The organism is Geodermatophilus sp. URMC 64, assembly GCF_053502555.1.
Genome location: NZ_CP199955.1, coordinates 3733243 through 3752732 on the forward strand (window position 1 = coordinate 3733243; position 19490 = coordinate 3752732).

At 73.0% G+C, this 19490-nt stretch carries 20 protein-coding genes; 8 read left to right on the forward strand and 12 right to left on the reverse strand.

All coding sequences use genetic code 11. The features are described 5' to 3' along the window. Nucleotides 1-24 precede the first annotated feature (24 nt). Complete coding sequence (locus ACWIYF_RS18180) at nt 25-960, forward strand: SRPBCC family protein (protein WP_448624231.1); 936 nt, start codon at nt 25-27, stop codon at nt 958-960. 9 nt (nt 961-969) lie between these two features. Here ACWIYF_RS18180 and ACWIYF_RS18185 read toward each other — a convergent pair whose 3' ends face one another. From ACWIYF_RS18185 to ACWIYF_RS18210, 6 genes are all read right to left on the reverse strand, one after another. After that, on the reverse strand, nt 970-1410 hold the full coding sequence (locus tag ACWIYF_RS18185) for a nuclear transport factor 2 family protein (protein ID WP_448624232.1): 441 nt from the start codon (nt 1408-1410) through the stop codon (nt 970-972). A 39-nt stretch (nt 1411-1449) separates the two neighbouring features. After that, on the reverse strand, nt 1450-2802 hold the full coding sequence (locus tag ACWIYF_RS18190) for a phosphotransferase (RefSeq protein ID WP_448624233.1): 1353 nt from the start codon (nt 2800-2802) through the stop codon (nt 1450-1452). Continuing rightward, the gene (locus ACWIYF_RS18195; RefSeq protein WP_448624234.1) at nt 2799-3803 is read right to left on the reverse strand and encodes an NAD-dependent epimerase/dehydratase family protein; all 1005 of its coding nucleotides are present in this window, start codon (nt 3801-3803) and stop codon (nt 2799-2801) included. Before ACWIYF_RS18195 ends, ACWIYF_RS18190 begins: the two co-directional genes overlap by 4 nt. 16 nt (nt 3804-3819) lie before the next feature. Further along, entirely contained in the window at nt 3820-4377 is a 558-nt protein-coding gene (locus ACWIYF_RS18200; RefSeq protein ID WP_448624235.1) for a nuclear transport factor 2 family protein, read from the reverse strand. After that, nucleotides 4374-5429, reverse strand: coding sequence for an NAD(P)-dependent alcohol dehydrogenase (locus ACWIYF_RS18205; RefSeq protein ID WP_448624236.1), 1056 nt, complete (start codon nt 5427-5429; stop codon nt 4374-4376). Before ACWIYF_RS18205 ends, ACWIYF_RS18200 begins: the two co-directional genes overlap by 4 nt. A 134-nt stretch (nt 5430-5563) precedes the next feature. Further along, entirely contained in the window at nt 5564-6091 is a 528-nt protein-coding gene (locus tag ACWIYF_RS18210) for a pyridoxamine 5'-phosphate oxidase family protein (RefSeq protein WP_448624237.1), read from the reverse strand. 97 nt (nt 6092-6188) lie between these two features. Here ACWIYF_RS18210 and ACWIYF_RS18215 point away from each other — a divergent pair, with 97 nt between their 5' ends. Continuing rightward, nucleotides 6189-6653: a nuclear transport factor 2 family protein gene (locus tag ACWIYF_RS18215; protein ID WP_448624238.1), complete on the forward strand. Its 465-nt coding sequence runs from the start codon at nt 6189-6191 to the stop codon at nt 6651-6653. 28 nt (nt 6654-6681) lie between these two features. On the opposite strand, the gene ACWIYF_RS18220 is transcribed toward ACWIYF_RS18215, so the two are convergent. Next, on the reverse strand, nt 6682-8430 hold the full coding sequence (locus tag ACWIYF_RS18220) for a PEP-utilizing enzyme (RefSeq protein WP_448624239.1): 1749 nt from the start codon (nt 8428-8430) through the stop codon (nt 6682-6684). A 141-nt stretch (nt 8431-8571) separates the two neighbouring features. Between ACWIYF_RS18220 and ACWIYF_RS18225 the strand changes: the two genes are divergently transcribed. After that, complete coding sequence (locus ACWIYF_RS18225) at nt 8572-9351, forward strand: tyrosine-protein phosphatase (RefSeq protein WP_448624240.1); 780 nt, start codon at nt 8572-8574, stop codon at nt 9349-9351. A 17-nt stretch (nt 9352-9368) separates the two neighbouring features. Next, nucleotides 9369-10385, forward strand: coding sequence for a proline racemase family protein (locus ACWIYF_RS18230; protein ID WP_448624241.1), 1017 nt, complete (start codon nt 9369-9371; stop codon nt 10383-10385). A gap of 10 nt (nt 10386-10395) precedes the next feature. Here ACWIYF_RS18230 and ACWIYF_RS18235 read toward each other — a convergent pair whose 3' ends face one another. Together ACWIYF_RS18235 and ACWIYF_RS18240 are read right to left on the reverse strand one after the other, a co-directional pair. Next, nucleotides 10396-10830 (reverse strand): nuclear transport factor 2 family protein, encoded by a 435-nt coding sequence (locus tag ACWIYF_RS18235; RefSeq protein WP_448624242.1) that lies wholly within the window; start codon nt 10828-10830, stop codon nt 10396-10398. Beyond that, nucleotides 10827-11309: a VOC family protein gene (locus ACWIYF_RS18240; protein ID WP_448624243.1), complete on the reverse strand. Its 483-nt coding sequence runs from the start codon at nt 11307-11309 to the stop codon at nt 10827-10829. The genes ACWIYF_RS18235 and ACWIYF_RS18240 overlap by 4 nt, the downstream gene beginning before the upstream one ends. Nucleotides 11310-11396: 87 nt before the next feature. On the opposite strand from ACWIYF_RS18240, the gene ACWIYF_RS18245 reads away from it, so the two are divergent. Next, nucleotides 11397-12161, forward strand: a complete 765-nt coding sequence (locus ACWIYF_RS18245; RefSeq protein WP_448624244.1) for a histidine phosphatase family protein — start codon at nt 11397-11399, stop codon at nt 12159-12161. Nucleotides 12162-12192: 31 nt separating this feature from the next. Here ACWIYF_RS18245 and ACWIYF_RS18250 read toward each other — a convergent pair whose 3' ends face one another. Continuing rightward, the gene (locus tag ACWIYF_RS18250; RefSeq protein WP_448624245.1) at nt 12193-13326 is read right to left on the reverse strand and encodes an ABC transporter permease; all 1134 of its coding nucleotides are present in this window, start codon (nt 13324-13326) and stop codon (nt 12193-12195) included. Beyond that, nucleotides 13323-14846, reverse strand: a complete 1524-nt coding sequence (locus tag ACWIYF_RS18255; RefSeq protein ID WP_448624246.1) for a sugar ABC transporter ATP-binding protein — start codon at nt 14844-14846, stop codon at nt 13323-13325. Before ACWIYF_RS18255 ends, ACWIYF_RS18250 begins: the two co-directional genes overlap by 4 nt. Nucleotides 14847-15210: 364 nt before the next feature. Between ACWIYF_RS18255 and ACWIYF_RS18260 the strand changes: the two genes are divergently transcribed. The 3 genes from ACWIYF_RS18260 (at nt 15211) to ACWIYF_RS18270 (ending at nt 18623) form a co-directional block, all read left to right on the forward strand. Beyond that, nucleotides 15211-16353 (forward strand): sugar ABC transporter substrate-binding protein, encoded by a 1143-nt coding sequence (locus tag ACWIYF_RS18260; protein ID WP_448624247.1) that lies wholly within the window; start codon nt 15211-15213, stop codon nt 16351-16353. Nucleotides 16354-16512: 159 nt separating this feature from the next. Further along, nucleotides 16513-17655, forward strand: a complete 1143-nt coding sequence (locus ACWIYF_RS18265) for a sugar ABC transporter substrate-binding protein (protein ID WP_448624248.1) — start codon at nt 16513-16515, stop codon at nt 17653-17655. Nucleotides 17656-17798: 143 nt separating this feature from the next. After that, entirely contained in the window at nt 17799-18623 is an 825-nt protein-coding gene (locus tag ACWIYF_RS18270) for an SDR family NAD(P)-dependent oxidoreductase (RefSeq protein WP_448624249.1), read from the forward strand. Nucleotides 18624-18666: 43 nt separating this feature from the next. Here ACWIYF_RS18270 and ACWIYF_RS18275 read toward each other — a convergent pair whose 3' ends face one another. Next, a complete protein-coding gene (locus ACWIYF_RS18275) occupies nt 18667-19419 on the reverse strand; it encodes an SDR family NAD(P)-dependent oxidoreductase (protein ID WP_448624250.1) in 753 nt (250 codons plus the stop codon). Nucleotides 19420-19490 lie beyond the last annotated feature (71 nt).

The following is a 19490-nucleotide window of genomic DNA, read 5'->3' on the forward strand; positions in this document are numbered from 1 at the left end:
GTCACCGAGGCGAGGTGGGATGGGATGGCCACCAGGGTCGAGCGGTCCGTCCAGGTCGGGGTACCGGTCCGGACCGCGTACAACCAGTGGACGCAGTTCGAGGACTTCCCGCACTTCATGGGCGGGGTGAAGGAAGTCCGTCAGCTCGACGACCGGCGGCTGCACTGGGTGGCCGAGATCGCCGGCGTGCGCCGGCAGTGGGACGCCGAGATCCTCGAGCAGGTGCCCGACCGGAAGGTCGCCTGGGCAGCGATCGGTGGGGCGACGAATGCCGGTGCGGTCCGGTTCGAGCCGGCCGGACCGGACTCGACGATCGTCCATCTCTCCCTGGAGTACGAGCCGGAGGGTCTGGTCGAGCAGGTCGGCGACAAGCTCGGCGTCGTCGAGCGCCAGGTGACCTCCGACCTGGAGAGGTTCAAGCAGCTGGTCGAGGACCAGGGGTACGCGACCGGCGCCTGGCGTGGCTCGATCGGCGAAGGCGTCGGCGCCGGGACGCCGGGCGTCGAGGCGGCCGCCGCCTCACAGGGGGACAGCGGCAAGGCCGGGGTGTCCGGGAAGGCCGTCGCCGCGGGGGTCGCGGCGGCCGCCGCGGGAGTCGCCGCCGGCGCCGCCGTGGCCGCGTCCTCGGGCCGGTCCCCCACGGACGACCAGCTCCCGGCCGAGGCCCGCGTGGCACCGACCACCCAGCCCACGGTCGAGGTGTCCCACGTGCCCCCGGAGGCGGGGGTGGTGCCCCTGATGAACGACGAGGTGCCGCGGCCGAGCGGCACGGCCGGCCCGTCGTACGAGGCGCTCGCGGCCGCGGAGGCCGCCGCCGAGCAGGCCCACCAGCCGCCGGCCGAGATCCGGGTGGCGCCGGTGGTCGAGCCCACGGTCGAGGTCGACCCGGGCGCCCACCTCCCGCCGGAGGCGGCGATCATCCCGGTGACGCACACCGAGGGCGAGGACACCGCCCGCTGACCGCCCGGGTCAGCCGCCGATGACCGCCGGGTTGCCGTCGGTCCACCACGTCTCCAGCCGCCGGCGGGTGAACCGCCAGCCGTCGGGGGTGCGCGCGACCTGGTCGGTGTACCGGCCGGCGATGACGTGCAGGTCGCCGCCGGGGGTGCCGGCCTTCACGTGCTGGGCGTGCAGGTAGCACTGCGCGGTCGCGCTGTCGCCGTCCACCTCGACCTGGACGTTGCCGATCAGGTGGTGGCTCCGGTCCAGTGAACCGAGCGCGCCCCGGCAGACCTGCTCGATCGCCGGATACCCCTCGAACGAGCCCAGCCCCTCGTACTCGGTCACCGCGTCGTCGGTGAAGCACGTGCGCAGCAGGGGCCAGTCGCGGGTGTCGAGCGCGGTGCCGTAGCGGTAGCAGAGCTGGGTGATGTCGCGCTCGTCGAGCAGCCGTTGCAGGACCGCGTCCATGGACCTCTCCTCCTCCTGGCGGCCGGGCGGCCGCCGTCGTCAACCGGGGGACGGCGCGACCAGGTCGGCCAGCCGCCGCAGGAACCGGGCGTGGACCGCGGTGCCGATCGCGAGCAGGTTCGGCGTCGAGGCGACGCCGTCGCGGAACAGCCGCAGCGCGGTCAGGTTGGCGCAGGCGCCCTTGAACTGGTTGAACGCCTCCCACGCGGACCAGTCGGCCGGCTCGAGCCGGATGCCGGTGATGCGCTCGATCCGGTCGAACCAGGCCTCGGGCGGTCCGAGCTTGCGGCCGCGGATGATCGCCAGGTACGCCCAGTCCTCGGCCGCGTCGCCGTGGTGCACGAACTCCCAGTCGGTCAGCGCGACGATGCGGCCGTCCTGCGACAGGAAGTTGCCCGGACCGGGGTCGCCGTGCACGACCACGGTGCGGCCGGTCGGGCGCAGGTGCGCCCGCAGCCAGGCGGCGGCCTCGTCGAGCAGCGGCACCGGCTCGGGGACCGACGACCGGTAGACGCCCTCCCACCGGTCGATCTGCGCGGCGACGGCGGCCTGCGGCTCCGGCACGGGCCCGAGCGCGGCCGAGACGACCGAGGGGTCGCTCTCGTGGATGGCGTGCAGGGCGGCGACGAACGCGTCGAGCACCTCGTCGTCGACCGCGTTGCGGCCCGGCACGAGCTCCATGACGAAGAAGGGCCGGCCGAGCACGTCGGGACCCTCGATCCACCGGACCGGCGGAACCGGGAGACCGGCCTCGGCGAGCGCCCGCATGGCGCCGGCCTCCAGGGTGCCGTCGGTGCCGAACGTGCCCCCCTGCTCGATCCGCACCATGTAGCCCGCCGGGCCCTGCGGGGTGGTCAGCTCGATCCGCAGCATCCGCCGGCTGTGACCGCCGGAGACGACGATGGCGCGCCGGACCTCCACCGGCCCCCCGTGGACCTCGGCGAGCCAGCGGGTCAGCCGGTCCAGCTCGTCGGCCGGCACGCCGCGCTCCACCGGCTCGACGTCGGTGGCCGGGTGGCCGCTGAAGGTCTCCAGCAGCGGGGCGGCGACCCGGATGTCCTCGTCGAGCTGGTCGAGCAGCACCGCCCGCACCGCGGCCGCCGTCCCGTCGGGCTCCGGTGCGCCGACCGCCCGGACGAGCACCTCCGACACCTGCCGCAATGCCGCGCCGAGGTCCGGCGCGGAGGCGGGGGTCCCGAGCGCCTCCAGCAGCCGCCGGGCCCGCCCCTCCGGATCGGCGGCGGGACGCTCGGCGGCGTAGCGCGCCAGGCCGGTCAGTTGCACGGCGGTGTCGAGGGCGTGCCCGGGCGGCAGCGCCGGGGCGAGGACGTCGCCGATCGTGGCGGCCACCGCCCGCCACAGGACGGCGTCGTCCACCGGCCGGCCGCTCACCGGCGCAGGCCCTCCGCGACCTCGGCCTCGTAGGCCAGGTCGAAGCCGGAGCCCCAGAGGGGATCGGCGATGGCGCCGTCGGTCTCGGCGAGCGGGGAGTCGCAGAACCAGGCGTAGGTCTCGGCCATGCCGGTGCGGAAGTCCCGCTCGGGCGGCAGACCGACCAGCCGCTGCGCCTTCTCGGTGCTCACGATCCCGTGGTGGCGCGCGGCGAACAGGTGGCTGAACGGCGGCGGCTTCCTCAGGCCGGCCAGGGCGTCGTCGGGCACGGGGACGACGTCCGGCTCGGCGCCCACGACCTCGGCGGCCGTCGCCACATACTGCGCGGCCGTGACCCCCTGCCCGCTGAGGTTGAAGACCTCCCCCACCGCGGCCGGGTGCCGGCCGAGCGCGAGCAGGCCGGTGCACAGCTCGTCGACGTGCCCGTAGGAGGTGGCCACGAGGCCCTGGTGCGGCAGCAGGACCGGCAGGCCGCGGCGGAGGCGGGTGAACATCGCCGCCTCCATGTCGTAGATGTTGTTGGTCGGGCCGTAGATGGCCGCCGGCCGCCCGACCGTGGCGGGGAAGCCCCGCTCATGGGCGGCGTCGAGCAGCACCCGCTCGGCGTAGACCTTGAACCCGCCGTAGGTGGTCGGCGGCTCGTCGCGCACCGGCTGGTCCTCGGTCCAGGGGAAGAAGCCGCTGGGCCGGTAGGCCATGATCGAGGAGACGAACACGTACCGCCCGGTGCGGCCGTCGAGCAGCCGCACCAGGTCCTCGAACGAGGAGCCACCGGCCGCCATGACGAACCCGGACACGTCGTAGACGGCGTCCCACTCCGTCCCCTCGAGGACGGCGCGCATCGCGTCGGGGTCCTTGCGGTCGGCGACCAGCTGGCCGACCCCGGGCGGCGGGGGCGTCCGGCCGCGGTTGAGCAGGGTGACCTCCGCGCCGTCGCGCCGCAGGTGCTCGACCAGCCGCCCGCCGACGAAGCTCGAACCACCCAGGACCAGCGTGTCCACGTTCCCTCCTCCTGCCTCAACCCGCCCGATCACGCGGCGGGAAGGCCTCCGGGCCGAGGGCCGCGCCCGTCCCCCGGTCCTCGAGGCCCTGCCGGAACTGGTCGGTATCGCTGCGCATCGGCTCGCCCAGCGGCTGCTGGCGGGTCCACTCGTGCACGACGACGCGGTGGCGGATGCCCCAGCGGCCGTCCCGCCTGCCGTACCGGTCGGCGTAGCGGCCCCACCAGGCGTCGAGCACCCGGACCCCGGCGTCGTCCCGCCGCAGCACGTGCGCCATGACGTACGCCTCGCCTCGCGCGTCGTCGGGACCATCGAGCTCCACGAGGTGGTTGAGGACGCAGTGCATCGTGGCCTCGTAGCGGCGGTGGGAGGCGATCACCCGGTCGCAGAACTCCACGGCGTCCCCGACGAAGACTCCGTGGTCGTCGACGGCACCCGGCAGGTAGGCGCTGCGCAGCAGGTCGACGTCGAGCCGGTCGATGCCGCGGCAGGCCCGGAGCACGACCTCCCGGATCTCCTCGATCGCGACGAGCCGCTGGACCGGGTCCACGGCGACCGGATCGGTGGAGGTCACCGCTCGTTCGGGACGATGACGGCCCGGCCCTGCAGGGTGCCGTCGGCCATCTGCCGGTAGGCGTCCATGGCGTCCTCGAGGCCGAACGTGGTGATCTCCGGGGTGAGGTGGCCGGCCGCGGCCAGTTCCAGGACCTCCGCCAGCTCCGGCCGGGAGCCCCAGACCGTCGACTGGACGCTGGCCTCGTACGGCATCGTGTAGAAGCCGACCGGCAGGACGCCGCCCGCGGCGCCGATGATGGTCAGGTCCCCGACGTTGCGCACCACCTTGCTGCCCAGTGCCATGGTGGCGTCGGCCCCCACGAAGTCGAGCACCACGTCGGCGCCCTTGCCCCTGGTGACCTCCCGGACCTCGGCCGCGGTGTTCTCGTCGGAGACGAACGTGGCATCGGCCCCGCACTTCTCGGCCAGGCGCAGGGCGTCCTCCTTCACGTCGACGGCCAGCACGCGGGTGGCCGACAGCGCCGTGAGGATCTGCACGCCGAGGTGGCCGAGTCCGCCGACGCCGATGACCACCGCGGTGCTGCCGGGCAGCAGCTTGGCCAGCGAGCGCCGGACCGCGTGGTACGGGGTGAGAGCGGCGTCGGTGAGCGGCGCCGCCTGCACCGGGTCCAGCCCGTCGGGCAGGGGGAACAGGAACCGCGCCTCGGGCACGAGCATGTACGGGGCCATGCCGCCGTCCGCGCCGAGCCCGCCGCCGCCCCCGGGCACCAGCGCGCGGCCGGGGTCCTCGCAGTAGATCTCCGCCCCCGCGCTGCAGCGGGCGCAGGAGCCGCACCCCCAGGGCCCGTAGACCGCCACCGGTTGCCCGACCTCGAACCCGTGCACACCCGGCCCGATCTGGTGCACCCAGCCGGCGTTCTCGTGACCGAGGGTGAACGGCAGCGTGAACGGCACGGCCCCTTCCGGGTAGTCGTGCATGACGTGCAGGTCGGAGTGACAGGCCCCGGCGCCGCCGACCCGGATCACCACCTGTCCCGGCCCGGCCTCCGGCTCGGGGACCTCGACCAGTTCGGGGTCCGACTGCCACCGGGTCTGGCGAAGTGCGCGCATCTGCCGTGCCTCCTGCGGGCGGGGACCGGGCCGCCGACCCACTTACTCGAATCGAGACCCAGAAACTCGGAGCGGTGGGAGGGAGTGTGGTGCGGACCACTCCCGCGCGTCAACCGCGCCCGCGGGGGCCGGCGTCACCGCCCGGAGGGCGCCGCCGACGGCGCTGCCGCCCACATCTTCGCGCTGTCGAAGCCGATCCGGCGCTCGGGGACGATCTCGAGGACGACCCGCCCCGGCGAGTCCAGGTGGGCCGCGAAGGACGCCGCCTTGGCCTCGTCGCCGGGGCGCAGCCGGGCGGCGAACGCTGGGTAGAACCACGCCTTGGTGTCCTCGTCCTCGTGGACGACGCAGGTGCCCTTGTAGGTGAGCGACTTGCTCACCGTGATGCCCGACCCCTTCGAGGTGATCGCGATGCTCACCCGAGGGTCGCGGCGCACCGCGGCGATCCGCGGCCGCCCGGACGTGGCGGTGAGCCAGAAGCGGCCGTCGCGGGCGAGGTAGTTCATCACCACGCCCATCGGGTGGCCGTCCTTGCCCAGCCAGATGAACGTGCACTCCGTCTGCCGCTCCAGCAGCTCGGCCTCCTGCTGCTCCTCCAGGGTGTACGAGCGGACGTCCTCCCAGTCGCGGGCCTTGTCGCCCTGCATGGGGTCACCGGACATCGGGGCCTCCCTCCGGACGCGTGGACGGAGTCTTGCGCTAACTGGAGACGGTGTCTAGTTTCTGGCCCTCACCCGGTCGCTGTCGAAGGGACGCCCGATGCCCGACGCCCTGCAGGAGCTGCTCGACAAGGTCGCGATCTCGGAGCTGCTGGCGCGCTACTGCACCGCGCTCGACACCCGGAACTGGGACGGCCTGGCGGAGGTCTTCGCCCCCGACGCGGTCTGCGACTACGGCACGCTCGGCAACCCGCACGGCGTCGACGACATCACCGACCTGATCCGCGGCACGATCGCCGACCTCGACGCGACGCAGCACCTGGTGGGCAACGTCGTCGTCGAGGTGCGCGGCGACGAGGCGACCGCCGACTGCTACCTGATCTCGCAGCACATACGGAAGGGCGCGCCCGGCGGCGAGCACTACTTCCTGGGCGGCCGGTACAGCGACCGCGTCGTCCGGACGCCGTCGGGCTGGCGGATCGCGCACCGCACGCTGCACCGGATGTGGACCTCGGGCAACCGGGAGGTCGTCCGCCGGCCGACCGGAGGGGAAACGCCCGACTGACGCGGGCGGTCCCCTCCGGCCCGACGGATCAGGTGAGCGCCGCCTCGCGCTCCGGCACGCTGATCACCGTCACCCGCCCGGTCGACCCGTCGACCTCGACCTCGGCGCCGGTGGGGATCCGCCGGGTCGCGTTCGTGACGCCGGCGGCGCACGGGATGCCGAGCTCGCGGCTGACGATCATCGCGTGGCTGCCCATCGCGCCCACGTCGACGACCACGGCGCTGGACACCATGAACAGCGGCGTCCACGACGGGTCGGTCTGCGGTGCGATCAGCACCTCCCCCGGCTGGAAGTCGGAGATGGCGGCCGTGTCGTGGATGACGCGGGCGATGCCCCGGGCCACCCCGGCGGACGCCGGGCCGCCCTGCAGGACGTCGCCGGGCTTGGCCACCTCGACCTCGACCTCGGTCTTGCGCGGGATGTCGGCCAGCGCGGGGACCCCCTGCCGGGAGTCGAGGAAGGTCGGGATGTCGAGGCCGGCGAGGTCATGCCAGTTCCGCTCCCGGTCGGCCAGGCGCTCCTTGAGCGCCTCCGGCTGGGCGATGAGGATGTCGAGTTCGTCGTCGGTGGCCATGAACAGCTGCTGCGGGCTCTCCAGGTGCCCGTCGGCGTGCAGCCGCCGGGCCAGCTCGGTGAGCGCCATCCGCGCCTCGTGCAGCACCTTGATGCAGTTGGTCTTGGCCCGCTCGCGCCAGGCGCCGAAGCGGCGCGCCGAGCCGACGGCGAGCTCGAACGTCGCCAGCGCCTCGGCGTTGTCGCCGAGGATCTCCAGCGCCTTCGCGGTCGCCTCCGTCCGCTCCCGCTCCTGGTCGCCCTGCCGGCTGGCCGGCGAGGCCTCGTCCCCGAGGTGGCGCAGCCGGTCGACCAGGCCGAGGGCGAGCTCGGGCCGGGTCTCCCAGGAGTCGGCGCCGATGTCCCACTCGCTCGGGCCGCGGTAGCCGAAGTCGCGCAGGAAGCGGTGGAACTGGGCGAGGAACTCGGCGTGCCCGCCGTCCAGCCGGTCGAGCAGGCCCGGCACGCCCTCGTCGAACACCTTCATCAGCCCGGCGTCGGCGCGCACCGTCCGGGACAGGTCCCACAGCGCGAACGACGGCGCCGCGGAGTCGACGTCCCCGGCCTGCCCGATCACCTTCACGATCAGCGAGGGGTCGGCCTGGCCGAGCAGCTGGCCGAGCACGGCCGGGCCGGTCGCGGCCTGGTTGCTGCCGATGGTCTCGCTGCGCCAGCAGAGCCGCTCGAACGGCATGAGCGAGCGCGCGTACATCACCAGGGCGGCCGGGCTGAGCGCGGCGAGGTCCGGCCGGGACGCGCGGATCCGCTCCGCGATCTCGCGCTCCTCCTCCAGCTCGGGGAACGTCGTCGTGGTCAGCGCCCACTGGGTACGCGCCCCCATCTTGGCGCTGAGCTCCTCGTTGACGTCCTCGGGCCGCTCCTCGTGCGGCGGGGAGTCGGTGCTGAAGAAGGCGGCGTCGATCGCCTGCCAGCCGATGCCGGCGCGGATGCCGACCACCCGGACGTTCGACTGGTTGATGTACAGGTAGCCGTAGAAGAACCCGGCGACGGGTGCCATGTCCTCCTGGGCCAGCTCCGTCGGCGTGAAGGCGTCGAGCGCGACGTAGCCGGCCGCCCAGCCCGGGATGATGTGCGGGATCCAGCAGAAACTGGCACCCAGGGGCGTGATCGGATCGGGCAGCACGTCGTTGGCGTTGAGCCGCGTGTACACCGGGAACCGCTCGCTCGGAACGGTGTCGATCAGCCAGCCGTGCTGCTCTGACATCGACGGCGGTCCTTCCTGTTCGGCGGGCGGGGCCCGCGGCTGTGACCCGGCTCACGGGACCGGGCGTCGGGGAACTGTAAGGGCACTAACTTGGCAGTGTCACTAGTTTGGAAGCCCCCAATCCGGTCGGAAGGCGGTCGCATGGAGACCTCGGACCCGCGAACCGGGCCAGCGGTCCGGACCCTGGTGGTGGAGGGGTTGCTCAACGTCCGCGACCTCGGCGGGCTCACCACGCCCGACGGCAAGCGGGTGCGGCGCGGCCGGGTGGTGCGGTCGGACAACCTTCGCGGGCTCACCGACGACGGCGCGGTCACCCTGGTCCGGGACGTCGCGCCCCGGCTCGTGGTCGACCTCCGGACGGAGGAGGAGTGCGCGCGGGAGGGCCGCGGCCTGTCGCACGTCGAGCACGTCCGCTACGTCAACCTGCCCCTGCAGCCCAAGGGTGCGCTGACCCCCGAGCAGGCGGCGGCCGGGCTGGCCACGAACCTCTTCGACGACTACGTCCTGCAGCTCCGGGACAACGGCCCGCAACTCCTGGCCGCCCTCGACCTGCTGGCGCAGCAGGACTCCCTGCCCGCGGTCGTCCACTGCACCGCCGGCAAGGACCGGACCGGCCTCCTGGTCGCCCTCCTGCTCGAGCTGCTCGGGGTGGAGCGGGAGCAGGTGGTCGCCGACTACGCCGCGACGACCGACAACATGCCGGGCATCCTCGCCCGCATCCGGTCCTCACCGTTCTTCCAGGGCAACGGCCTGGCGGCGGCGCCGTCCTGGATTTTCGAGTCCGACCCGGCCACCATGCGCGACTTCCTGGCCTGGCTGGACGACGAGCACGGCGGGGCGCGGCGATGGGCCGAGGCGGGCGGGCTGCTCCCCGAGGCGATCGGCCGGCTGCGCGCGGCGCTGCTCGAGCCGGCTGCGTGACGCCGGGGGCTCGTCGCGTGCTGCCGTCGACGATCGCGACCACGGACTACCACACGGGCGGGGAGCCGTTCCGGATCGTCGCCAACCCCCCGGTGCCGATCCCCGGGGCCACGGTGGCCGAGCGCCGCGCCCGGGCGATCGAGGACCCCGACGTCCAGGGGCTGCGGGCGGTGCTGTGCTCGGAGCCGCGCGGGCACGCGGACATGTACGGCGGGTTCCTCGTGCCGCCGGACGACGACGGCGCCCACATCGGCGTGCTGTTCTGGCACAAGGACGGCTTCTCGACCGCGTGCGGGCACGGCACGATCGCGCTCGGCGTCTGGGCGGTGGAGACCGGCCGGGTGGCCGCCCCGGAGACCGGCAGCGTGGACGTGGTCATCGACGTGCCGTCCGGGCGGGTGACCGCGCGGGTGCACCGCGAGGGCGCCCGGGTGGTCGCCGTCGACTTCGTCAATGTGCCGAGCTGGGTGGTCGCCACCGATGTTCCGGTGACCACCTCCCGCGGGCAGGTCACGGTGACCGTCGCCTACGGCGGGGCGATCTACGCGACGCTGCCGGCCGCCGCGCTGGGACTGTCGGTCACCCCGGAGCACCTGGGTGCGCTCATCGCGCTCGGCCGCGAGATCAAGTGGGCGCTGAACGAGAGCGAGCACGCCGTGCACCCCGGCGACCCGCGGCAGAGCGGCGTCTACGGCACGATCTGGGTCGACGACCTCGGCGACACGGCCGGGCAGGTGCACCAGCGCAACGTGACCGTCTTCGCCGACGGCGAGGTCGACCGCTCCCCCTGCGGCTCGGGCACCTGCGCCCGGCTCGCGGTGCTGGCCGCCGACGGCCGGCTGCCCGCCGGCACCGTGCTGCGGCACGACTCGATCGTCGGCAGCACGTTCACCGGCGCGGTGCTGGACACCGTCGACGCCGGCGGACGTCCCGCCGTCGTCCCCCGAGTCACCGGCATGGCGTACCGCACCGGCGAGCACGTGTTCTCGATCGACCCCCACGACCCGCTGGTCCCCGGGTTCGTCCTGCGCTGAGGTCGCGCGCTCAGCCCGGCGGGAGCGGGACGACGGTTCCGGGGTCGAGCGGGCCGCGGTAGACCATGCGGAACCGCCGGGAGGCGAACTGCCAGCCCTCCTCCGTGTGCCGGTACTCGTCGTCGTAGTGCCCGAGGTGCAGCGCCCCGCTGCCGTCCGGCAGGTGGTTGAGCTCCAGCACCCACCAGGCGCCGCGCGCGGTGTCCCCGTCCACCGTCACGGTGCCGGTCGGCGCCAGCTGCGCCACCCACGGGTAGCGGGCGATCGCCGACGTCCACAGCTCGAGCGCGGCCTCACGCCCGCTGACCACCCGGCCGCCGCCCAGGTCCCAGGTGCAGTCGACGGCCCACGTGGCCGCCCAGGCCCGCGGGTCGCGCCGGCAGACCGCGTCGCAGTACCGGGCGACCAGGTTCCGGACGGCGAGCTCGTCGTCCGCGGTGCTCACGGCTTCTCCTCACCGGCCGCCAGCCGCGCCTCCAGGTGGGAACGGAAGGCGGTGCTCACCAGCTCCCACCACAGCCCGGCTCCTCCGTCGTGGTAGCTGAACAGGGTGGGCTTCCCCTCGGGGGGCAGGTGGCGCACCCGCCCCGGCAGGCCGGCGGCGTCGAAGCGGGTGATCGCACCCTCGAGGTCGTCGACCCAGAATCCGACGTGCTGGAGCCCGAGCGCCTGCGCCGCCCAGACCCCGCCGGAGACCTCCTCCACCAGCTCGAGGTACGGGGGCCCCTCCATGGAATAGGTGGCCGCGATGCGGGCCTCCCGTTGGCGGCCGTCGACCAGCACGTCGAGCGTGGTGTCGCCGACCCGGCTCCAGGTGAAGCCGAGGGCCTCCGAGTACCGGGTCATCGCGGCCCGCACGTCGGGCACCACGACGCCGACGTGGTACATGTCCAGCCCCGCCGGCGGCGTTCCGAACCAGCTCATCGCGGCGCCTCCTAGCTTGAGAGCTCCTGCAGAAAGTAGCCGACCCCGGCGGGGTGCGCCCCCTGCCGTCCGGCTACGGTCGGCGCCGTGACCACCGCCCATCCGGTGCCCGCGTCACCGGCGACCCCCTCCCCGCCGCGCCGGCCTCCGGCCCCGGCGCCGCCGCCGTTCTCCATGCACCACACGTTCCTGCTCGCCCAGCCGGACGTCACCGAGCTGTGCCTGGTGCGGCACGGCCAGCAGCAGCTGCCGACGTCGCCGGTGTTCACGCCGGCCGAGTGGGTGGACCCGCCCCTCTCCGAGGTCGGCCGCCGGCAGGCGGAGCGGGTCGGCAAGGCCTTCGCCGAGCGGCCGGTCGACCTCGTGGTCAGCAGCCACCTGAGCCGGGCGCTGGAGACGGCGCGGGCCATCGCGGCGCACCACGACCTGGAACCGGTCGTGCTGGAGGATCTCCGCGAGGTCGAGACCTACCGCGACCTGGAGGACGGCGCGACGCCGGCCGACGCCCTGGCCGAGCCGTTCTGGCGCGGCGTGCAGGAGCGCTTCCCGAGGGAGCGGCGCTGGGACCTCGTCCCGTTCGGGGAGAGCAGCGCGGAGCTGCGCCACCGGGTCGTGTCGACCGTCGAGGGCCTGCTGGCCATGCACCCCGGCGCGAACCTGGTCGTCGTGTGCCACGGCGGCGTCATCAACGCGTACCTGGCCCACATCCTCGGGATCACCGAGGACATGTTCTTCCTCCCCGCGCACACCTCGGTCAGCCGGGTACGGCTGCTGGGCCCGCGCCGGGCGCTGCACAGCCTCAACGACCGCGACCACGTCGAGAACGCCGACCCGGGGCTGCTGACCTTCTGAGGTCGGCAACCCCGGGGGCGACGCCGCGACCTCAGACCTTGCGCGCCGACCGGGCCGCCAGGGCGACCGCGATGATCAGCGCCGCGCCGTTGAACAGGTCGTCGGTGTAGTTCGGGGCCCCGGCGAGCTGCAGGCCCTTCACGCCCGTCGCGAGGAGGTAGATCGCGATCAGGGTGCCGACGACGTTGACCCGGCCGGGCTTGATCTGGGTCGACCCCAGGAAGACGGCGGAGAAGGCGGGCAGCAGGTACGACGGGCCGATGTCGGGCGATGCCGTCCCGATCCGGGCAGCGAGGACGACGCCGGCGATCCCCGCGATGAGGGACGAGGCGACGAGCGATCCGAAGACGATGCGGTCGACGCGCACGCCGGCCAGCCGGGCCGCCACCGGGTTGCCGCCGGAGGCGTAGAGGTAGCGCCCGACCGGCAGGTACTCGATCAGGATGTAGATGACCGCGGCCAGGATGAGCATGGCGTAGAACGGCAGCGGGATGCCGAGGACCCGCGTGTTGCCCAGGTCGAGGAAGCCCTCGCTGAAGCCCGAGACGATCTGCTTCCCGTCGGTGACCCAGAACGTGGCGGCGAGGAGCAGGCTGCTCATGCCCAGCGTCGCGATGAACGAGCTGACCTTCAGACCGACGACCACGAAGCCGTTCACCGCGCCAATGAGCGTGGCCACCACGATGGCCAGGAGGGCGGCGACGAGCGGGTTGAACCCTTCCACCTGCGCCCAGGCGGTCACCGCGACCGAGAGGCCGGCGACCCCGGCGAACGACAGGTCGAAGACACCTGCCGCCAACGGGATGACGATGCCGAGCGCCAGCATCGCCGTGATCGCCTCGTTGCCGAGGATGATCGTGGCGTTGTTGACCGTCAGGAACGTGTCCGGCACCCAGATGGCGAAGACGATGATGAGGGCGGCCCACACGTAGAGACCGCTGAAGCGGTCCAGTCCCAGCGAGAACCCCTTGCGACGCGCACCGGGCTCCTCCACCTCGGGCTGGGTCGACAGGTCGGCCTCGACGACGGGGTTCCCGGCCTCGGCCGGGTTCAGGTGGACACCCGTCTCGGGCGGGGTCACCACCGAATCGACGGCCGGAGCCGTGCCCTCGGGGCCGGCCTCTCCCGCGGAGCGGGTACCGCCGGTGGTGCCGGTGTGCTTCATGCCGCCACTCCCTTGCTCTGGCCGATCGTGGCGGCCGTGATCCTGTCGGGGTCGATGTTGGGTCTGCGCAGGACGTCCGCCACCCGTCCGTTGCGCAGGACGACGACCCGCTCGGCGAGCCGGGTCAGTTCGCTGTGGTCGGTCGAGACGACGACGACGGCGGCGCCCTGCGCCGCTGCCTCCTCGACCAGGACGTGGATGTCGGCCTTGGCCCCCACGTCCACGCCCTGCGTGGGTTCGTCGAGCACCAGCACCGTCGGCTTCTGGCGCATCCAGCGGGCCAGCATCACCTTCTGCTGGTTGCCGCCGGAGAGCGTGGCGAGCGCACGTTCGGGGTGCGGCGGCCGGACCTTGAGCTTCTGCAGCCAGGTGGTCACCTCGGAGACCTCGCGCCGCCGGCTCAGCAGACCCCGGCTCAGGAAGGCGCCCGGGTTCACGATCGAGACGTTCTCGCGCAGCGTCGATTCGAGGAACGCCGCGTTGGCGTGCCGCTCCGACGGCACCAGCGCCAGCCCGGCCTCGACCGCCTTGTCCGGGCGGTGCTCCACGATCTCCTTCCCCCCGACCGAGACGGTGCCGGTGCGGGGCACGCCGCCGAACAGCGCCAGCGCGATCTCCTCGCGCCCGGACCCGGTGATCCCCGCGACGCCGACGATCTCGCCCGGGCGCACGTCGAGGTCCACGCCGGCGAGCACGCCGGAGTGCAGGTCCCGGACCCGCAGGACCGGTTCGCCGGCCTCGCCGGCGGCCTCGGGCGGAGTCGGGAACTGCTCCAGGGTCCGGCCGATCATGAGCGCGATGAGGGCGTCCTCGTCGAGCCCTTCGACCGGCCGGGTGACGATGTGCCGGCCGTCGCGCAGCACCGTCACGGTGTCGCACAGGCCGAAGACCTCGTCGAGGTGGTGGGAGACGAACAGCACGGCCACGCCGCGGTCCCGCACGGAGCGGACGACCTCGAACAGCCGCTTGATCTCGGTGGCCGGCAGGTTCGCCGTCGGCTCGTCGAGCACGAGGACGCGGGGCGGTGTCGCGCGCGGAGACAGGGCGCGGGCCAGGGCGATCGCGGTGCGCTGGCTGACGACCAGGTGGCTGGTGGGCTGACGGACGTCGAAGTCGTAGCCCAGGTCCCGCAGGGTGTCCCGCGCGAGGCGCTGCTCCTTCCGCCAGGAGATCAGCTTGAGCTTGTTGCGCTCGTAGCCGTGCCCCATGGCGAGGTTGTCGCAGGCGTCCAGCGTCGGGACGAGGCCGAGGTCCTGGTGGACGAACCGCAGCCCGGCGTGGTCACCCGCGCCGGCCGTGCCCAGCGCGAGCGGCTGGCCGTCGACGAACACCTCCGCCCCCGGATCGGGGTCGTGGTAGCCGGCGAGGACCTTGATCATCGTCGACTTGCCGCAGCCGTTCTGGCCGACGAGCGCGCGGATCTCGCCCGGCTGCAGTTCGAGGTGGACGTCGACGAGGGCGCGCTGACCGGGGAACGTCTTCGACAGCCCGCGGATCTCGAGCGCTGGTGTTGGCGACATCCGACTCCTCGAACGGGGGGAGGGGGAACGGGCCGTACGGGCCATCTAGTTAGCAGACACCGACCACAGAAACTCGGGGAACTGTAGCCCGCGTCACACCCTTGAGCCAAGAGGTTCTCGGCACCCCTCGCGGGGTCTTCCCCGAGGGCTGCGGCGGATTCCGGACCCAGGTCTCGGGCAGGTCACAACTTTCATGCGACTACAGAAAGCCTCTTGGCTGAGACCCAGGTCACTGTTAGCTTGCCGCCTGCAGATCCCTGCTGACGCAGCGCCGCGCGACCGCCTCGGCGAGGCGCTCCCGAGACGAGGTCGTCGGCAATCCTCGGACCCGGGGGCGCCCTGCCCCTCGACAAGGAGTCGCACCATGCGAACCCGTAGAGCAACGATCAGTGCCGTCCTCGGCGTCGTCGCGCTGACGGCTGCCGCGTGCAGCCAGGGTGACGACGGAAGCGGCGGCGGCGGCAGCGGCGGCGAGGGCGGCGGCAACTCCGCGGCCGAGCAGGAGGTCGAGCAGTACCTCAGCCCGCCCGAGGGCATCCCGATCGACACGCCGGTGGCTACCTGCCCGGAAGAGGGCAAGACCATCATCGTGACCGAGAACCCGCAGGCGGTCACGCGCAAGACCAACGACGGTCTGGAGGCCGGCGCCGAGATCCTGGGCTGGACCGTCATCCGCCAGCCGGTGGGGACCGGCGCCGAGGACCCGCAGCGGGCGTTCGACGCCGCACTCGACCAGAGCCCGGACGCCGTGCTGGTGTCCGGCAACCCCTCCGAGGTGTTCCGCGCCCAGCTCGACCGGGCCACCCAGCTCGGCATCCCCGTGCTGCTCTCCGACAACGGGGAGCCGGTCGGCACCGACGGGACGGCCGTCACCATCTCGCTCGACGACCTGGAGCAGACCGGTCTGTGGGGCAAGATGAACGCGGACTACGCCGCCGCGCAGGGTGCGCAGCACGTCCTGATCGTCGACCTGTCCTTCTACCCGATCCTGCACGCCTGGGCCGAGGGCGCCGCCGACGAGCTGGCGAACATCTCCCCGGACACCAAGGTCACGACGATCGACCCGCAGGTCACCGACCTGGTCGCGGGCGAGATCCCGAACCTCATCGTCAGCGAGATCCAGCGCAACCCCGACATCGACTGGATCCTGCTCTCGCTCGGTGACATGACCACGGGCCTCGACGCGGCCCTGCGCGCCGCCGGGCTCAACGAGCAGGTGAGCATCGGCGGGGAGAGCGCGAGCACGGCCAACGTCGCGGCGCTGCAGGAGGGCACCGAGGACGCCTGGACCGGGTTCGCCGCGGAGATCCACGGCATGTACCGCATCGATGCGCTGGCGCGCCTCTTCGGCGGTGAGGACCCCACTCAGGTCGACTACTCCCAGCTCCCGACGCAGCTGCTGACCCCGGACAACATCGACGACGCGCCGCTGGACGACGAGGGCTACTACGTCGGCATCGAGGACTACACCTCCCACTTCGAGGACATCTGGAAGGCGAACTGCTGACCGCCTGCTGAACGAGGGGTCCCCGGCGCTCGAGCCGGGGACCCCTCGCCTCCCCCTACCGCCGGGGCCGGCGCCGACGTCGTCGGTGGCCGACCGGAGAACCCTCCTGTCGATCCGGTCCCGATCGGAGCATCCTTCGCAAAGGAGTCGCATCCAGTGATGAGCAGGGCACCTCTCAGGGCGGGCGTGGCCCTCACCCTCACGATCGCGGTGGCCACCGGTTGCAGCAACGACCGTGACAGCGGGACGGGCGGCAACGGCGGCGGGTCGGGGAACGCCTCCGCCGAGGTCCAGCAGGCCGTGGACGACTTCCTCCAGCCGCCCACCAGCATCGACATCACCGAGCCGCTGTCCCGCAAGCCGGACGAAGGCAAGCGGATCGTGGTCGTCGAGAGCACCGAGCCCACGTCGCTGAAGACCGACGAAGGCCTGGCCGAGGCGATCCAGGAACTCGGCTGGACGCTGGAGGTCGTCCAGGAAGGCACCGGCCCCGAGGATCCGGCCAAGGCCTTCGACGCGGCCATCGACATGGCCCCGGACGCCATCCTGATCTCCGGCAATCCCCTGGCGACGATGCGCACGCAGGTCGAGCGCGCGAAGGCGGCGAACATCGTCGTCCTCCAGTCCGACAGCGGGGAACCGGTCGGCCAGGACGGCAGCGTCTACACGCTGAGCCTGGACAGCTTCGACCAGACCCAGCTCTGGGGTCAGATGATCGCCGACTACGTGGCGGTCGACGGCAGCAAGCGGGCGCTCATCGTCGACCTGTCCCTCTACCCCATCCTGCACGCCTTCTCCGAGGGGGCCCAGCAGGAGCTGGAGAAGGTCGCGCCGGACACCGAGGCCAGCGTGATGGACGTCCAGATCCAGGACTTCATCGCCGGCAGCGTTCCCGGGCAGATCGTGAGCGAGATCCAGCGCAATCCGGACACCGACTTCATCATCCTGTCGCTCGGCGACATGGCGACCGGGCTCGACGCCGCGCTGCGCGCCGCGGGGCTGGACCAGCAGGTCCGCGTCGGCGGTGAGAGCGCCGGCCTGGCCAACATCGAGGCGCTGCGCGACGGGACGCAGCACGTGTTCACCGGCTTCGCGGCGCTGATCCACGGCTGGCAGCGGGCCGATGCGCTCGCCCGCATCTTCAACGGTGACCCGCTCGACCCGAACCTCGAGTCCACGCTGCCGACGCAGCTGATCACCCAGGACAACGTCGACGAGGCGCCGCTCGACGACGAGGGCTACTACGTCGGGGTCGAGGATTTCCGCGACCAGTTCAAGGAGCTCTGGCAGCTGACCGGCTAGGCCGCGCGACCGCGCGAGCCCGGCTCCCGGCCACCCGTCGGGGCCGGGCTCGCACGCCTCCCGACGATTCGCGGGTCCCGGCCCGTCCCCCGCCCTCTCCGGAAGTGAGGCCATGAGGCTGGACGCACAGCACGGACCCGTCGATGGATGACCTCCGCGGCCGCGTCGCGGTGGTCACGGGCGCCGCGAGCGGTCTCGGCCGCGCGATGGCCGATCGGTTCGCCGCCGAGGGGATGCGCATCGTGGTGGCCGACATCGACCCGGACGGCGCGCAGGAAACCGCCGCGCGCCTGGCCGGGACCGGGCACGAGGCGCATCCGGTCGTCACCGACGTCTCGCGGTACGACGACGTCGAGCGCCTGGCCGAGGAGGCCTACGCCCGGTTCGGCGAGGTGCACGTGCTGTGCAACAACGCCGGCGTCGTGAAGAACGCCCGGGCCTGGGCGCTCACCCTCGACGACTGGAGATGGGTCCTCGGCGTCGATCTGTGGAGCGTCATCCACGGGGTCCGCGCGTTCGTGCCGAGGATGCTCGAACAGGGTGGGGACTGCCACGTCGTCAACACCGCGTCCATGGCCGGGCTGCTGCCGATGCCGAAGCTGGCCGCCTACGCGACGGCGAAGTCCGGCGTCGTGGCGCTGTCCGAGTCGTTGCAGCACGACCTCGACGCCGAGGGCGCGCCCATCGGCGTCTCGGTCTTCTGCCCGGGCTTCATCGCCACCCGGATCACCGACAGCGCGCGGAACCGACCGGCGTCGCTGAGCGAGACCGCCCAGTCCTCCGGACCGCGCACCGTCGCCGGCGTGCAGCCGACGATGACCGCCGAGGACGCTGCGGAGCAGGTGGTGGACGCGGTCCGCACCCGTCGGTTCTGGATCCTGACCCACGCCGAGTACCGGGCCGTGATCCAACAGCGCGCAGCGGGCATCGGCACGGATGCGCGGCCGGTCCCGCCGCCCGTGTGGTGAGACGCCCCGGGCCGGGCCTCTGGACGTGGACCGTCGCGGCAGGTCAGATGATCGTCTCCCCGCCGTCGACGACCAGCGTGGTGCCGGTGACGAAGCTGGCGTCGTCGGAGAGCAGGAAGCACACGGCCGCGGCGAGCTCCTCGGGCTCGGCGGTCCGCTTCTGGATGTTGCCCTGACCGAAGACGGCGGCGCCCTTCTCGACGTCACCCTCGCCGCGGGCCAGCAGGATCGGCTCGGTCATGCCGGAGCGGGTCCGACCCGGCGCGACGACGTTGACCCGGATCTCCGGGCCGACCTCCAGCGCCAGCTGCCGGGTGAACCCGGCGACGGCGGCCTTCGCGGCGCCGTACGGGGCATTCTGCTTCTGGGCGAGGAGCGCGGCGACCGACGCCACGTTGACGATCGAGCCGCCACCGCGGCGGCGCAGCAGCGGCAGCGCGTACTTGCACACCAGGAAGGTGCCGCCGGCGTGGACCAGCATCATCCGGTTCCAGCGCTCCAGCGACCACTCCTCGATCGGCCCGAACTCGGCGTGCCCGCCGGCGTTGAAGACCGCGTCGACGCCACCGAGCTGCTGCTCGGCCGCGGCGAGCGCGGCACGCACCGACTCCTCGTCGGACACGTCGCAGGCGAGGCCGATCGCGCCCTCCAGCTCCCCCGCGACCGCCTTGGCCCGCCCCTCGTCGAGATCGGCGACGGCGACCCGGCCGCCCTCGGCGGTGAACCGTCGCGCCACCGCCGCCGCGATGCCGGAGCCACCGCCGGTCGCGAACAGCACCTTGTCCGTGAAGCGCATGACGCCCTCCCAGGCTTTATTGAGGGTGCCTACAGAAACACCACGCGCGCGGGCTGTCAACGGGCTCGACC